The organism is Staphylococcus sp. 231237_7MaSpsaltlick, assembly GCF_043107035.1.
The window spans coordinates 347,510-363,808 of the sequence record NZ_JBICNX010000003.1; the positions used below are offsets into that span (position 1 = coordinate 347,510).

At 34.7% G+C, this 16,299-nt stretch carries 14 protein-coding genes; 2 read left to right on the forward strand and 12 right to left on the reverse strand.

The features are described from left to right. Positions 1-321: 321 nt before the first annotated feature. The 6 genes from ACF91D_RS07775 to ACF91D_RS07800 form a co-directional block, all read right to left on the reverse strand. Positions 322-1,260 carry an aldo/keto reductase gene (locus ACF91D_RS07775; protein ID WP_107527010.1) on the reverse strand — a complete coding sequence of 313 codons (939 nt, stop codon included), beginning with the start codon at positions 1,258-1,260 and terminating at the stop codon, positions 322-324. Between the two features lie 465 nt (positions 1,261-1,725). Then, on the reverse strand, positions 1,726-2,073 hold the full coding sequence (locus tag ACF91D_RS07780) for a YuzB family protein (protein WP_107512339.1): 348 nt from the start codon (positions 2,071-2,073) through the stop codon (positions 1,726-1,728). A 365-nt stretch (positions 2,074-2,438) separates the two neighbouring features. After that, positions 2,439-3,407 carry a sugar phosphate isomerase/epimerase family protein gene (locus ACF91D_RS07785; RefSeq protein ID WP_107527011.1) on the reverse strand — a complete coding sequence of 323 codons (969 nt, stop codon included), beginning with the start codon at positions 3,405-3,407 and terminating at the stop codon, positions 2,439-2,441. Between the two features lie 19 nt (positions 3,408-3,426). Beyond that, on the reverse strand, positions 3,427-4,467 hold the full coding sequence (locus ACF91D_RS07790) for a Gfo/Idh/MocA family protein (RefSeq protein ID WP_107527012.1): 1,041 nt from the start codon (positions 4,465-4,467) through the stop codon (positions 3,427-3,429). Between the two features lie 21 nt (positions 4,468-4,488). Continuing rightward, positions 4,489-5,205 (reverse strand): ThuA domain-containing protein, encoded by a 717-nt coding sequence (locus ACF91D_RS07795; protein WP_107527013.1) that lies wholly within the window; start codon positions 5,203-5,205, stop codon positions 4,489-4,491. Between the two features lie 13 nt (positions 5,206-5,218). Then, positions 5,219-6,304 carry a Gfo/Idh/MocA family protein gene (locus ACF91D_RS07800; RefSeq protein ID WP_107527014.1) on the reverse strand — a complete coding sequence of 362 codons (1,086 nt, stop codon included), beginning with the start codon at positions 6,302-6,304 and terminating at the stop codon, positions 5,219-5,221. Between the two features lie 221 nt (positions 6,305-6,525). On the opposite strand from ACF91D_RS07800, the gene ACF91D_RS07805 reads away from it, so the two are divergent. Continuing rightward, the gene (locus ACF91D_RS07805) at positions 6,526-7,293 is read left to right on the forward strand and encodes a MurR/RpiR family transcriptional regulator (RefSeq protein ID WP_107527015.1); all 768 of its coding nucleotides are present in this window, start codon (positions 6,526-6,528) and stop codon (positions 7,291-7,293) included. Between the two features lie 65 nt (positions 7,294-7,358). Here the strand turns inward: ACF91D_RS07805 and ACF91D_RS07810 are convergent, their stop codons facing one another. The 6 genes from ACF91D_RS07810 to pta form a co-directional block, all read right to left on the reverse strand. Further along, positions 7,359-8,990, reverse strand: a complete 1,632-nt coding sequence (locus tag ACF91D_RS07810; RefSeq protein ID WP_107527016.1) for an alpha-glucoside-specific PTS transporter subunit IIBC — start codon at positions 8,988-8,990, stop codon at positions 7,359-7,361. A gap of 251 nt (positions 8,991-9,241) precedes the next feature. Then, positions 9,242-10,318, reverse strand: a complete 1,077-nt coding sequence (locus ACF91D_RS07815) for a phosphomevalonate kinase (protein ID WP_042738076.1) — start codon at positions 10,316-10,318, stop codon at positions 9,242-9,244. 12 nt (positions 10,319-10,330) lie between these two features. Then, the gene (mvaD, locus tag ACF91D_RS07820) at positions 10,331-11,314 is read right to left on the reverse strand and encodes a diphosphomevalonate decarboxylase (protein WP_107512332.1); all 984 of its coding nucleotides are present in this window, start codon (positions 11,312-11,314) and stop codon (positions 10,331-10,333) included. A 5-nt stretch (positions 11,315-11,319) separates the two neighbouring features. Next, positions 11,320-12,243: a mevalonate kinase gene (mvk, locus tag ACF91D_RS07825; protein WP_107512331.1), complete on the reverse strand. Its 924-nt coding sequence runs from the start codon at positions 12,241-12,243 to the stop codon at positions 11,320-11,322. A 765-nt stretch (positions 12,244-13,008) separates the two neighbouring features. After that, on the reverse strand, positions 13,009-13,845 hold the full coding sequence (locus ACF91D_RS07830) for a lipoate--protein ligase family protein (RefSeq protein ID WP_042738073.1): 837 nt from the start codon (positions 13,843-13,845) through the stop codon (positions 13,009-13,011). Further along, the gene (pta, locus tag ACF91D_RS07835) at positions 13,845-14,834 is read right to left on the reverse strand and encodes a phosphate acetyltransferase (RefSeq protein WP_162846339.1); all 990 of its coding nucleotides are present in this window, start codon (positions 14,832-14,834) and stop codon (positions 13,845-13,847) included. Before pta ends, ACF91D_RS07830 begins: the two co-directional genes overlap by 1 nt. A 160-nt stretch (positions 14,835-14,994) precedes the next feature. Here pta and hemQ point away from each other — a divergent pair, with 160 nt between their 5' ends. Continuing rightward, complete coding sequence (gene hemQ, locus ACF91D_RS07840; protein WP_042738071.1) at positions 14,995-15,744, forward strand: hydrogen peroxide-dependent heme synthase; 750 nt, start codon at positions 14,995-14,997, stop codon at positions 15,742-15,744. Positions 15,745-16,299: the final 555 nt, after the last annotated feature.

Genomic DNA, 16,299 nt, shown 5'->3' on the forward strand with positions numbered 1-16,299 from the left:
CATTAATATATTAAGTTATTTGCTCATAAATCATCAAATTTTTTATATATTAAAATGTATATTCCCTAATTTTTCGTTTTTAAATATTTAAATTGTTACGATTTTTAGAACTTAAATAAATTGAATAACATCCATTTATTTATCGTGTTGTTACACAACTTAAAGCATATGTAAATTTTATAATACAACCTGAGCAAAATTTATTTCTATAATTGTGCTTATCAGTGGTGACTATACTAAAACAAAACAAGCAGGCAGTTTCAAATTATGCATTTGAAACTACCTGCTTCCTATTTCACGTTTATTCAAAATGGCTATGCCTTATTTTTCAACAGGAAAAATCGACTCAATATGCTTAATCTCTTCATCAGTTAATGTCACATCTAATGTTTGTAAGTTATCTACTACTTGATCAGCACGTTTGGCACCTGGAATGACCACATCTAGTGAAGGTCTCGTTAAATAAAATGCTAAGACCACATGTGCCACATCGACACCATGATTATTTGCAATTCCTCTCAATTCATCTACTTTTTTAAGGTTTTCTTTAAATTTTTCACCTTGGAATTCTGGATTTTCAGAGCGTAAATCATCAAATGTACTATTTTCATTATACTTACCTGCTAAGATACCAGACACTAGTGGGAAATATGGAATAAAGGTAATATTATTTTCTGCAGTATAATCGAATATTGCTTCATTTTCTCTGTTTAGTAAATTATATTCCATTTGAACAACATCAACATATCCATCTTTATTCGCTTCTTTCAATTGTTCTAAACTAAAGTTAGAAACACCAATCGCTTTTATCTTTCCAGCATCTTTCAATTCTTTCAATGCTGCCACTGCTTTATCTTTAGGTGTGTTTTCATCAGGGAAATGAATATAATATAAATCAATATAATCTAATTGCAAGCGCTCTAAGCTTTTTTCAACTTGTTCTTTTAAAAATTCTGGATCATTACTTTGTTGTACGTTACCTTCTTCATCAAAGTAGTGTGAACCTTTTGTAGCAATAGCATATACATCACGAGAAAATTCTTTCACCGTTTCTCCTACCAATTCTTCAGAACGTTCAGGTCCATAGATATATGCAGTATCTAACAAGTTAATGCCATTTCTTATAGCTGTTCGAACTACTTCTTTACCTTGTTCTTCATCTAGGTTGTTATATAAGTTATGTCCACCTACTGCATTAGTCCCTAACGCAATTGGATTTACTTTAACATCTGATTTACCTAATTGTACTTTTTCAGTCATATGTTACCCACTCCTCATCTTAAATGTCATTACAATTTGTTGCGGTATACATTCACTGATTCTCACATTTCTAAACATCCTTTTCTCAATCACTTTATTAGCAAAAGGCATGTTAAATATATACGCTAGTTAAAACTTAGCATGAATAATGACCAATATTAAAATAAACTGCTTACAAAGCTGACATGTTTTATATGTTATTTATAAAGTATGCCAATATATGAGGCACTGAAATTTTATACCATATCCCTAAAAAAATAGTTTCTAATTAGCATGATCTAACAATAAAATACGGCAGTTTAGTAACACCGATTTATAGTGAATCTCTGTCTAATATAGAAACTATATAGTTACAAATTAGGTTATTCAGTTATTTTTATGAAAAGTTCAATTTTAACGTAGGAGTTGAACATTTTATATTCTGCAATAACATTTTGACTCAAATTGCTTTCACTTATCGTACTGCTATTGCTTACTTTTCGCTTTGCGCTGAGCTAATTTTTCCTTTAACTTTCGATCTTGTTCTTCTTTACGACGTTTGCGCTCTTCATTGCGCAATCTCAAGCGTTCTTCTTCTTCAGGATCTCTTGGCTTTTGCAATTGTTTCGTAACCTTTTCCATAAGTTCATCTTCGGTTAGGGCTGCTAAAGGTCGGTTGTTTACAAAGGCAAACGTCTTTCTTCTACCCGGACCACAATAGGACTGACAACCTATTTCAATTTCAGCGTCTGGATCTAACTTAGTTAATTTTTTTTCTAATGATTTACAATTAACACCTTGGCAATCATCACAAATTAAAAATTTATTTTGCATTTCCGCCCTCACCTTTCTCCTCAGATTGACTTTGATATCACTTTACAACAATTGCTAGTTATAATTTATTTTACCGTTAAACGGAGCATACGCTCAACAATCATATACGCTATTTACAACTCTAATTATTTTACTCTTTTTGGTGAAAAATTCAAGCTTTAATTCTATGATGTCATAATTACATTATTAATCTTTAACGTTTCATACTCCTAGCTTTACTATCATTTCTTAATATTTCATAAGTTGTACGCCTTATATACATACTATGCGTTGCAATACGCATAAAAGCAATCGATATTTTCTAATTACCGATTGCTTTTATGATAATTTAATTAATAGATTGACAGCTTGAGCAATAATACATTTTACGTCCACCATAAATCTGGTGCTGGTTGTGTAATATTGACTGATTTTAAATTTTGAACAGCTTTATTAAAACCTTCTTCTATCGACATAATTGGATCTTCGTGTTCTATACTCATCACATAATCGTAACCATTCATACGTAATGCACTAATCATTTCTCCCCATTCATGTGGATTGTGACCATAACCGACAGTTCGGAAAGTCCAAGCTCTGGTCTTCACATTAGCGTATGGCTGCATATCTGTTAATCCGTACATATTGACATTATCTTGATCAATATACGTATCTTTAGCATGAAAGTGATGTATCGCATTTGCTTGTCCAAGGATTTTAATGGCTGCTATAGGATCAATACCTTGCCACCATAGATGACTAGGATCTAAATTCGCACCTATCGCGTCCCCAGTTGCCTCTCTTAGTTTCAATAAAGTATAAGGTGTATGTACTAAGAATCCAGCATGTAATTCTATACCTATCTTCACATTTTGCGATGCTGCATAATTTGCAACTTCTTTCCAATATGGAATGAGTTTTTCATGCCATTGCCAGTCATAAATTTCAGAATATACTGTTGGCCATGGTGTTACAGGCCAATTAGGATGTTTCGCTTCATCATCAGCACCAGCAATCCCTGAGAATGTATTCACCACCGGAACATCTAACAGTGCGGCTAATTTGATTGTTTTATATAACGTATCATGCGCGGTATCCGCTTCTTGTTGGTTAGGGGAAATCGGATTATTATGACAACTTAACGCACTAATCTCCAAACCACGACTTGTTATTTTATTTAAATATGCCTTTCTTGCCTGTTCATCATTTAACAATTCATCAAGTGGGCAAAATTGGTTGCCCGGATTACCACCTGTCCCAATCTCAATCATTTCGACACCTGCATTAGCTACATAGTCCAACATTTCTTCAAATGATTTATCTTGAAATAGAACTGAAAAAATACCTACTTTCATTATAATCACTCCACCCTAATTAATTTAGTCGTATACTCTTTCCTTCTGCGTCACTGCGATAAATCGCATCGATCAATTTGTTAATCATTTGAGCTTGCTCAGGTTGAACAACTAACGTTTCTTGGCCCAAACAACTACGTATGAAATTACGTGTCTGCCGTTGTGCCGCTATTTGTTCATCATGCTCAGCTGTGGCTTGTTCTACAAAGAATGTACCAAAGCGCGGTTGATAAATTTCAAATGGATATAAGTTAATTCCACCGTTAGCTCCAGAAATACTTAACATTCTCGTATCTTCTTTGATATTAGCAGACCAAGAACATTCAAATTGCATTGATGAACCATCTTCAAATGTGATGTAACTTGTAACATGGTCGTCAACTTCAAATTGTTCATAGTCAAACGGTCCCCAATCATTAATTTGGGATGGATTTTGACTTAAACGATTATATGTTTTACCAATTACTTCTACAGGCGCGATGTCGTTTAATAACCAAAGTGACAAGTCTAATAAATGACAGCCATAGTCAATCAAGCTACCACCACCTTGTAGTGCTTTATTGGTGAAGACTCCCCATCCAGGTACCTTTCTACGTCTCAACGCCTGAACTCTCGTTACCAATGGATCTCCTACTACACCTTCCTCAATTGCTTGTTTAGCTGTTTGTGCAGCATCCGTAAAACGATAGTGATAACCAATAGCTAAACATTTACCGGAACGATTTTTTGCATCAATCATTCGTTGACATTCATGTTGATTCATCGCCATAGGTTTTTCACAAAAGACATGAACATCTGCATCTAAAGCCGCTATAGCAATTTCCGCATGAAACTTATTGGGTGTACATATCATGATTGCATCAACCAAGGGAAATAGTGCCTGATAATCTGTTACAATATGTTCGATTTCAAATTCATCAGCTACAGCTTTCGCTACTTCCATATTGATGTCCTGTACAGCGGTAATTGTAACATCATCGCTCAGTGCTTTTAGTGTCGGCAAATGCCTGTCTCGCGCAATTCCACCACAACCAATCACACCTATTGCTAATTTAGACATAGGGACACTCCTCTCATTACATTATTTTTTCTTGATTGTCTCTAATGGTCGTGCATTACCATATTCAGGTGTAGGTGTTTCAATTGGACGCGCCCAGTTCACTCCATTTTTTATCACTTGTTGAATTTGTGGGTGATAATACGTTGGATAACTTTCATGACCAGGTCTAAAGTAAAAGACTTTACCTTTACCTCTCTTATAGGTCACACCACTTCTAAATACCTCCCCACCTTCAAACCAGCTAATAAATATCGTCTCATCAGGTGTTGGAATATCAAAATGCTCACCATACATTTCTTCCTGTGTTAATTCAATATAACTCGGTAATGATTCCGTTATTGGATGTGTTGGATCTACTACCCATAAGCGTTCTTTATCATCACTTTCGCGCCACTTTAAGTCACAAGACGTGCCCATCAATGATTTGAAAATTTTAGAAAAATGTCCTGAATGCAATACAATAAGCCCCATACCTTGTAACACACGTTGTCTAACCTTTTCTACTACTTCATCACTGACTTCATCATGGGCTTTATGTCCCCACCAAATGAGGACATCAGTCTTATTGAGACGCTCATCCGTTAAACCATGTTCGGGTTCGTCTAACGTAGCAGTTGCCACATTGTGTTCTGAACTTAGGCAATCAGCAATTACTTGATGAATACCATCTGGATAGATTTGCTTAATTGTTTCGTTCTCTTGTTCATGTCTATATTCATTCCAAATTGTAATATTCATAAATTAATACCCCCTATTTATCTTGATTAAGATATACTGCCTTACCAGTCTTTGCAGAGTGATAAATTGCTTCTAATATTTGCGTCACTACCAACGCTTCCTCAGGTTTAACAATAGGTTCTGTATCATCGATAATACACTGCACCCATGCGCGCGCCTCTTCTTCAGCTTCGTCAATTGACTCACTATCAAAGAAATCCACCCCAGGATTATCAATTTCAATTTGAGATGTATAAAGTGTGCCTAAGTCCTCACCATGAATACGTAGCCCATCTTTCATATCGGCACCACCGTGAGTACCTGATAATGAACATTTCGCTTCATCTACTTCAAGAGAATTAAGCGCCCAACTGGATTCTAAAATGATTGTCGCGCCATTTTTCATTTTTATAAATCCAAATGCAGAATCTTCAACATTAAACTGTTTTGGATCCCATGATCCCCATGCATTAGCAGCATTTTCTTGCTGTCCTAACTTATGAAACGTAGAACCCATGACAGATTCTGGTTCATAATTATCCATCATCCATAGGGTTAAATCTAAAGCATGTGTTCCGATATCAATTAACGGACCACCACCTTGTTTCTCTTCATCAAGGAATACTCCCCATGTTGGTACAGCACGTCTACGTATTGCATGTGCTTTACTGAAGTAAATTTCACCTAGGTCACCTCGTTGAGTAACTTTACGTAAATATTGACTATCACCACGAAATCTATTTTGATAACCAATTGTTAATTTTTTCTTATTACGTTTTGCTGCGTTTATCATTTCACGTGCTTCATCTGTAGTCTTGGCCATTGGTTTTTCACACATGACATGCTTTCCAGCATCTAAAGCATCCACTGTGATGGATTTATGCGTATTATTTGGCGTACAAATATGAACTACATCTATCGTCTTATCCGCCAATAAATCACGATAGTCTTCATATACCTTTGAATCATCACTTCCATATGTTTCGGCAGCTAGCTGCGCTTTTGCCTTATCAATATCACAAAACGCTACTAAAGAAGCTTCTGAAATCTTCTCTAAACTTGGTAAATGTTTGCCATTAGCAATACCACCACAACCAATGATTCCTATGTTCAACTTCATACACTCATCCCCTTATCATTATTCCTTTTATACAAAGTAAACGCTTACAAAATATTGCGTGTAATTTAAAATTGTTTACTAATTAAAGGTTCTTTTATTTCATATTAAATTATTACCTTAAACTCACCAATAAGTTTGACGTATTTAGAATTTATATATTAACATTAGAATATATTTTCAAATTCCGGAAATTTTTCCAACGAATAGGTGGCATCGTAACTATGGTTCTTGATCATCTGATTAATGAAAACTTTGAACAATTAACTGAAAATGATTTACATATAATGAGTATTATTCATCAGCATATCGACGAAATGACATCAATGAAAATTCACGATTTAAGTCTACTGACTCATACCTCTATTTCAACGATTCATAGACTCGTAAAGAAATTAGGTTTTGAAGGCTATAGTGATTTTAAATTTTATTTAAAAATGGAAAATCATAGTACGCCTACTGAAACTATCAATACAACACCAATAGTAGAAGATATCCAACGTACTGTTGAGCACTTGCAAATGTTTGATTATCAACCATTAAACGAGTTTATTGATGCCGCTTCATTTATTTATATTTATGGTACAGGCATGGCACAACAAAATGTTGCTCGAGAAGCACAACGTCATATGCTCTCAATTTCCAAGAAAGGCATTGTACTCAATGATGAAAGTGAATTTCGCTTAGCCATTCAACAAATGACACAAGATGATTTACTGTTTATCATTTCATTATCTGGCGAAACTGAAAATTTAAAGGCGCCTATTCAGCTATTGAAATCTCGAAATTACAAATACGTCTCCATTACCACACTACACGATAATTATATAGCTAAAAATGCTGCCTTTAATATTTACGTCAACAGTGCGCCTATTCAGTTCTTTAATAATACCGAGTACTATAGTTTCACGCCATATTATGTTGTTTTTGACTTTATTGCTAGAACTTACCATAATTACAAAGTCGCTCAACATAAATCAGACACAACGTAATTGATCCAAACCATTCGTTCGATTCATAATTATTATTAAATGTAATTTACATCGACTGTGCTAAACTATTGTGGTTCAGTCGATTGTGTTTGTCTATGAATTAATTGCTCAACAGCTTCTCGCACTTGAGGTACTGACAAGCCAACTATCACTTGTACATTGCCGCCACTTTTAACTAAGCCATGTGCGCCTCCATTTGCTTTAAAATAATCCACTGACTCAACCTTATTAGGTTCTTGCACGGTCACCCTTAATCTGGTAGCACAATTTGTGACATCAATGATATTATCTACACCACCTAAACCTTGTAAATATGCAGCTGCTTTCTCTTCGTATTCTGTAGTCATTGTCCCTTGCATCGTTTTATCTTGTTTGGACGCTTGGTAATCTTTTTTAGTGTACAATTTAGTATTTGTAGATGCTTCACTTTCTCTACCTGGCATAGGTATATCAAATTTCAGTATGATAAATCTGAATAAGAAATAGTATATAAAAATAAAGATAAAACCAATGATAAATTGGGCAATATAGATACTCCAATGATTACCAAATAATGGCACCCAATTTGTAGCTGCAATTTCGATTAATCCTCCACCTAAATTACCAACAAGTCCAAAGGCGTGCATTATCGTTACCATTGTGGCACCTAATAGCGCATGAATTAAGAATAAAAATGGTGCAATAAATATAAACGTAAACTCTAAAGGTTCTGTAATACCTGCAAACACCGCTGTCAATGTTGCTGCAATTAACAATGCTCCAACTTCTTTTTTCTTCTCAGGTTTTGCTGTTGAATAGATCGCCAGAGCAATACCGATGGAGCCGAACATTTTAATGTTGCCTTGTAAAAGGAATCCACCCCCTGGGTATATATCTTTCAATGATTGCGTCGTATTAGAATAATCATTCAAATGAGAAATCCAGTATGATTTGATTCCACCATTTACTACTGCAGGACCATATTCAAACGGTGTGTAAATAAAGTGATGGAGACCAGTTGGTATTAAAATGCGCTCTAAAAAATGGAATAACCAAACACCGACATAACCTGATGATGCTAAGAATACTTGCAAAGAAGCAATCCAACCTTGAACTATTGGCCAACCCCAACTTGTTAAAAATGCTAGAGGTATCATGACAAAAAAGGCACTCATAATCACGAAAGGTGAGCCTTGGAATATGCCAATAGACTCGGGTAATTTCTTGTCATAATAACGATTGTGTAACCAAATTGCGATACCTGAGATGATTAAAGCACCGATAATATTTGTATCTAATGTCTTGATGCCAACTAATTCAGTCAAACCTGTTCCGGCACCTGCTTTTTCATCAAAATTCACACCAAACGATTTACCCCACATCGATAAAATACTGTTGATAAAATAATTAAACATCATATAAGTTACAACAGAAGACATTACGGCATGTCCAGCTGACTTTTTTGCCAATGAAATAGGTAAACCAATGACAAAAATCAATTCAATATTTTCAAATACTGTCCACCCACCATTTTCAATCAATGTCCAAATTTGAAACCACAGACTATCAGGCTTTGCCATATGCCCCATAATGGCTTCATTCTTAAATAGCGTGGCAATACCTATAATAATTCCGAAAAAAGGAAATAATAATACAGGTACAATCATGGCGCCGCCAAACCGACGAATTGCATTTCCAAAATTTTGTCCAAATTTCATAGCCATCACTCTCCTAATTATATGTAAGCGCTTTCTTTTACTTAAAGGTGATGATAGACCTTTATCTTCCACGATACAAGCCTATTTAGATATTTAGATAATAGATAGCAAGCAAAGGTTGTGTTTTCATTTTGAGGTAAATTTTCCAGAGTCTTGAATATTTATTTCAGGCACATAAACTAACAGTCGCTATAAGACATAAAAATAAGACAACACCACGCTTAATTTTGAGCATGGGTTGTCTTCATTTATTATTGACCATTATAAATATTAAATTCTAACGGTTTCACATCATTTTCGAGCCATTCTTTGTATATAGCTTGTTTATTGATATCGTTTTTAATAATTGTAATACCACAATCTCCACCACCAGCACCTGATGTTTTAGCTGCGCCGCCATGCTTTTCAGCAATAGAGCACAATATCTTTAAATGTGCTGTTTCAATGTCTATCGTTGCTTCTTTATCCATAGATTGAATAATTTCACGATTTAAACGAATCATTTGTTGAACACCTTTAATATGATTGGTCTTAAAGGCATGAATTAATTTTTCTACACATAAATGTGAACGCTCTAAAAATTTACCGTAGAATGTTGGATCTGATTTCAATCTTTTAACTTCACTGACTAAATGTGGTGACGAAGCTGGCGAGCCTGTCCAACCAATTAATACTTCCATGTTTTCAGGAGCTTGTAATGGTTCAATATGTAGACCTGGCCAGTTTTTCTTTAATACATCATTTACAGAGGTATCTTCGATTTGTTGAGACACCCATTCATGATCAAATGTACTGTACGCTAACCAACCTGTATAAACACTTACCGCAATATCACCACATGAACTTAAATTTTGTAATTTCATATTGGCTATAACTGCCAATTTGTATATAAATAAGTTTGATAAATGCATATTGTAAAATTCATTTAAAGCTTTTACCACAGAAACTAATACTGCTGCACTAGAGCCAAGACCATATTTATGTCCATTTGCATCATCTAAATTACTATCTATCGTCAAATGAAAATGCTTTAATTTCGTATTGTTAGTACGGGCATATTGTTCAAATACTTCTATGGCTGTAATAACATATTTTAATTGTTTGGCAGCATGTACATCAGAGACTACAATTTCGTCTTGATTTCTTTGAAATGTGACTGGTTCATGATGTAATGTCTTAGAATGGATCGTACCTTCTACAGCATTAGATTCTTCAATCGTAGCTGTTACAAATCTATCTACTGCTATTAGTACAGATTTATACCCAGGCTCAGTAACCGCATATTCACCAGCTATATAGAGTTTTCCGGGTGCTTTAACTTGAATCATGTTATCTCTTCCTTATTTAATAATTTCGACGCCTTTATTTGTAATATCACTCATAATCACTTGTGTTTCATCAAATGATTTACGCAGTGCATCCACGACTGCAGCTTTATTCTTCTGTTCTACTAAAATCTTTACATTTGGGCCAGCATCCATCGTAAAGTAACATGGATAGCCTGCTTCACGACATTCATGAACAATTTCCATAACGCGATAACTTTCATCGACCATATATGTAAACGGCGGTTGTGCACCTAAGTTCGTCGCATGCATACGTAATCCATTTGCTTCAAAAACCTCACCCAAATGTTTAAAATCTTGGTTATTTATGGCATGTTTAACTTCCGCTATGTCTTCATCTACGTGATCTAACCAATATTGATAAAAACGAGACGTATCACGTGTATGAGACATACCGGCACGACTTGAAACCTTTTTCGATTGATTATTGATAACTACGAAAATCATAGCTAAATCAGATTCCCAACCATTCGCTTCAATTGGATGGCTATAAGATGTACTATCATCATGCCCTTTTTCCCATTCAACGAAACCACCGTATATACTTCTTGACGCAGAACCTGAACCTCTTCGAGCTAATCTAGATAAATCTTTACCCGATAATTCTAGTCCTAATGCTTCATTACATGCCGCTGCTAGTGCTGCATATGCACTTGCTGACGAGGCAAGGCCCGCTGCAGTGGGAACAAAGTTATCACTTTCAATATATGCATGAGCTGTTGTGCCACTTATTTCACGTACAACATCCATAAAGCGCTGTATCTTCACTGTTTCTTTAGCGTCTACTTCTTTACCATTTAACACTAGGGTATCTTTACTATACTGTGTGTCAAATGTAACTTTAGTCTCAGTGTAAAAACGATCTAACGTTACAGATAAGCTATTATTCATAGGAATAATTAATGCTTCATCTGCTTTCCCCCAATATTTTATGAGTGCAATATTTGTGTGTGCACGTGCTTTGCCACTTTTAACCAAAACGCTTAACCTCCTAAATATTCTATCCATGTATGATGTGCACCCAGTGCTTCAGCAGTCTTAGCTATACGCTCTGCTATTTCAATAGTAGTTGCAAGGACAATCATACTACCACCACGACCGCCACCAGTTAATTTACCAGCGATTGCACCTTCATTTTTACTTGCTTCTAATAGTGCTTCAATTTTGTCGTGACTTACCGTTAATGTTCTTAAATTTTCTTGGCATAAATTAAAAATCGAGGCTAACTGTTCAAAATTACGATGATTTATGGCATCACTTGCTTCAAATACTAATTGGCCAATATGCTCAACATATTGTAGATAAGCCGCATCTTCTTTGCACAAATTATGGACATCCTCTACAGCTTGTTTCGTTGAACCTCGTACACCTGTATCAATGACAACCATATAGCCCTTTAGTTCTAAGGGCTTTAAATTCTGAACTTCTCCCTTTTGAAACCAAACCGGCTTATTCGAAACAATGGTTTGTGTATCAATACCACTTGGTTTACCGTGTGCAATACGTTCAGCCCAATTCGCTTCTTCGATAAGTTGTTCATCTGATAATGGTTTATTTAAATAATCGAAACTCGCACGTACAAAAGCAACCGCCATAGCTGCACTAGAACCAAGTCCACGAGAAGCAGGTAAGTTTGTATCGATCGTTACTTTAATTGGATTATCAATTTGATATAAGTCTATAAAGCGTCTAATTACTGCTTTTAAGTGTTCGGGTGCGTATATTAACGCGCCATCATAAACATCACTTTTTATATATGAGGTCTCTGTGTCACTTAATGCCTCAATTGTTGCTCTAACTTTGCCGGTAGTAAATGGAATGGCTATTGCTGGCTCACCGAACGTAACCGCATGTTCACCTATTAAGATTACTTTCCCATTTGCTTCCCCGTATCCATGTTGTGCCATATTTTCAATCACCTTTAGCTATTCTTTAATTTTATGATTTAAGTTCTCAATCTTACTATAGACAAAATAATTACACAGTTCCTCATACTAACCTAAAATATTATACAAAATTTCCCAGGAAATTTAAGTTAAATTATTTTGGACAAGTCCTTTCAAATCACATTACGATTATTAACATTTTGCTACTATCGTTTTAGTATTTGCTTAATCACATTTCTATTTATTATCTCACAGTTTATAAATTATGATATACAACTATAGTCATACTTATGAAATATAACGTTATTCATTCACAGTTCATAAAAAACTTATTACCTGCTACTAATTATATACAATACGCTATTATTATAAATCGTTCACCAGCATATTCAAAATATAAACCGCTATACATCTTCACTTTTACTATATTACTTTTTTAGCTTACATAATTCAACAATTAGAAAATTGTAGTCGCTTGTTTTTATATTTTTTGAGTTATTGAATCATATAGAATGCTTTAATCTCTTCAAATAAAATATCACTTGTCAATGCTATTTAATTCGAACATTACTTTTATATTGAATGTAATAAGCTATACTTTTATTTTTTCTATTTACCACAATTTAACCACTTTAAATAGAATAACATAATAAAAAAGCACATAAAAAAGAAGCGTATGAGACAAAGCATAACTAAATGCAAGGTTATAACCGCATTTAATAAGACCAAAATTGGTACTTTGTGCTTCATACACTTCTCAAATTATATTTTCAACTTACGCTTGAACTAATTCATTTTTTGATTAATTTTAGCGTTACGTTCAATCATTTTATCAAAATAACCATCATAACGTGTATATTCTTCGTCGGTAATTGGTTCCATATTAAGACGGCTACCCAAATCCTTCAGCGCATATAATAATTGAAACATTACGTCTTGCACAGTAATTTCTCTACCAAGCAATGTTTCTAGTGATGCCATACACTGTGGGTCAATGTCCGGATATTTAAATTTAGTTGCAGCTCCATTTAAGGCATGCGCATAAAAGTCCTTCATCATGCTCGCACGTTCACTACCATCACCTTCGACACATAAATACACTTGTACTGCTATGCCACCTCGTACACGACGTTGTGAAATACCTGCAAACTTTTTCCCGTTAATACTTAAGTCAAATTTTCCTGGACAATATGATTGTTCTATCTCATGAGTTTCAATTTCTACATCTTCATCTTCAAACATCTTGGCAATCAATAAATACATCACCGTAAATGCCTCATCAATCGTCACTTCATTTTTCCCTTTAAAAATCAGGGAAATATTCAGAATACCTTGGTCCAATACCACACCAAGTCCACCAGAATTTCTAACGATAGCATTATATCCACGCACATCAGTCAAGTAACGAATGCCTTCATGTAAAAATGGCAATCTAGAATCATGAATCCCCAGAATCACAGTATGCTGATGAATCCAAGTTCGCACCACATTACTTGATGCACCATTACCTACACTTTCTGAAAACGTATCATCAAACGCAAAGGACTGCATCGGTTCTAAACCAGATGAATGATCAATATAGCGCCAATCAATACCATTAAAATATTTGCTTGTTAAATCCATTATTGTAATGTTTGAGCAGCAGTGATGATTGATAAGTTATAAACATCTTCAGTTGAACAACCTCTTGATAAATCGTTCACTGGTGAATTTAGTCCTTGTAATACTGGACCTACTGCGTCAAATCCTCCTAGACGTTGTGCAATCTTATAACCAATATTACCTGCTTCTAAGCTTGGGAATACGAATACATTTGCATCACCTTGAATTTGAGCTCCTGGTGCTTTTTTCGCAGCAACTTCAGGTACAATTGCAGCATCAAATTGGAATTCTCCATCTACAACGATATCTTCTAAATTATCAGCTTTAATCTTTTCTTGAGCTAAACTTACAGCATTCGACACTTTTTCAACGTCATCTGATTTTGCTGAACCTTTAGTAGAGAAGCTCAACATTGCAACACGTGGTGACATGCCAAAGCTTTGTGCAGATTTTGCACTTTCGATAGCAATCTCTGCTAAATCTTGTGCTTCAAGTGTTGGATTAATCGCACAGTCTCCAAAGATATATTGTTGATCATCTTTAATCATAAAGAAGATACCTGATGTTTTTGATACGCCTGGTTTTGTTTTGATGATTTGTAATGCAGGACGCACTGTATCTCCAGTTGAATGCGCTGCTCCACTTACTAGGCCTTCCGCTTTACCCGTGTAAACAAGCATTGTTCCAAAGTAGTTGACATCTTTCAACATTTGTTCAGCTTGTTCTTGTGTAGCTTTACCTTTACGACGTTCCACGAAAGCTTCAACGAGTTCAGCTTTTAATTCACTCGTTTCAGGGTCGATAATTTCTAAATTTGAAAGGTCTAAACCTTTTTCAGTAGCTAAAGCTTCAACATTTGCTTTGTTACCTAATAATACAGGTGTTACATAATCTGTAGCTTGTAGTTGTGTTGCTGCTGTTAATACACGTTCATCTTCTCCCTCAGGCAATACGATTTTAACATTTTTTCCTGAAAGTTTTTCTTGTAATACATCTAATAAAGACATAATGGCCTCCTCGAGTTTTTTATATTCACTTTTCACAATCATTATACGCCATTTTTTTATAGAATTCCATGTCACTAATTTGTAATCATTTACTTATGTTATACCACTACCTTTATGGTAAAATTTTTAAGTGTAGACAAGAATTTATAAAGGAGCGATTAAGATGCCACAAGCACCAGAAACGTTAGATGGATGGTATAGTTTACATTTATTATATGCTATTGATTGGACAGGTTTACGTTTAGTTCCAAATGAAGAGCGACAAGCGCTTGTTGAAGAATTACAATCATTTTTAAACAAGCATGAATCAGCACGTACAAACAATACTGGTGATCATGCATTTTATAATATTACCGGTCAAAAGGCGGACATTTTATTATGGGCACTACGTCCAGAAATGAAAGATTTAAATGCCTTTGAAAATGAATTTAACAAATTAAAAATTACGGATTACTTAATTCCAACTTATTCATTTGTTTCTATCATTGAATTAGGAAATTATCTTGCAGGGAAATCCGATGAAGACCCATATGAGAATCCACATATTAAACCACGCTTATTCCCTGAATTACCAAGATCAGAATATATCTGTTTCTATCCAATGGATAAACGACGTAATGAAACGTATAACTGGTATATGTTACCTCTAGAAGAAAGACAAGAACTTATGTATAACCACGGTAAGATTGGTCGCAAATATGCAGGAAAGATCAAACAATTTATCACTGGTTCTGTTGGTTTCGATGACTATGAATGGGGTGTAACACTTTTTGCTGACGACCCATTACAATTCAAGAAAATAGTATACGAAATGCGCTTCGATGAAACAACAGCACGCTATGGTGATTTTGGTAGTTTCTATGTAGGTCATGTAGTTACAAAAGACGAATTACAAGATTTATTTAACGTATAAACTACTTCGAATTGTAATTTATGATAGCCAAAGACGCCCTCAAATAATGAGGTCGTCTTTTTTTGTTGTCTTCTATATGTATTTACTAAAGTTACTTTAATAGCAACCCATTCATTTCAATTGGCATTTATAAGTTCTAACGATAGATAAGCACTAACTGACATACAATAGCTACAAAAAAAGAGGGCCCGTTGAAACATTCAGTTCAATGGGCTCTCTTTTTACTAGGATACTCACCCTAGCCTGTTTTGTGTAGTGTGTTTGGGAGAACTTTAATCACTACTTAATTTAATTATTAACTGCTAAACAAACTGTGAGATTGTCGCTACTCAACATCAAGTTGTAACAGTTAACTAATATTATATTAACCTATTTGCAATAATTGAAACATATTTGACTTTCTAGAGTTGCGCTAAATATAATAGCTCTAAATTTTATAAACTAAACAAGCATAAATTTATGCTTATTTAACATAGATATCGTGTTAGAATAAACGTAATCTTAGTAATTTTTATTTCCAAGCTATTTAGGAATTAAACATCGCACAATTACAAA

Coding starts and splice junctions, on each gene's coding strand:
- ACF91D_RS07775 (WP_107527010.1), bottom strand. CDS start 1,260: ATGACTGAAAAAGTACAATTAGGTAAATCAGATGTTAAAGTAAATCCA.
- ACF91D_RS07780 (WP_107512339.1), bottom strand. CDS start 2,073: ATGCAAAATAAATTTTTAATTTGTGATGATTGCCAAGGTGTTAATTGT.
- ACF91D_RS07785 (WP_107527011.1), bottom strand. CDS start 3,407: ATGAAAGTAGGTATTTTTTCAGTTCTATTTCAAGATAAATCATTTGAA.
- ACF91D_RS07790 (WP_107527012.1), bottom strand. CDS start 4,467: ATGTCTAAATTAGCAATAGGTGTGATTGGTTGTGGTGGAATTGCGCGA.
- ACF91D_RS07795 (WP_107527013.1), bottom strand. CDS start 5,205: ATGAATATTACAATTTGGAATGAATATAGACATGAACAAGAGAACGAA.
- ACF91D_RS07800 (WP_107527014.1), bottom strand. CDS start 6,304: ATGAAGTTGAACATAGGAATCATTGGTTGTGGTGGTATTGCTAATGGC.
- ACF91D_RS07805 (WP_107527015.1), top strand. CDS start 6,526: ATGGTTCTTGATCATCTGATTAATGAAAACTTTGAACAATTAACTGAA.
- ACF91D_RS07810 (WP_107527016.1), bottom strand. CDS start 8,990: ATGAAATTTGGACAAAATTTTGGAAATGCAATTCGTCGGTTTGGCGGC.
- ACF91D_RS07815 (WP_042738076.1), bottom strand. CDS start 10,318: ATGATTCAAGTTAAAGCACCCGGAAAACTCTATATAGCTGGTGAATAT.
- mvk (WP_107512331.1), bottom strand. CDS start 12,243: ATGGCACAACATGGATACGGGGAAGCAAATGGGAAAGTAATCTTAATA.
- ACF91D_RS07830 (WP_042738073.1), bottom strand. CDS start 13,845: ATGGATTTAACAAGCAAATATTTTAATGGTATTGATTGGCGCTATATT.
- hemQ (WP_042738071.1), top strand. CDS start 14,995: ATGCCACAAGCACCAGAAACGTTAGATGGATGGTATAGTTTACATTTA.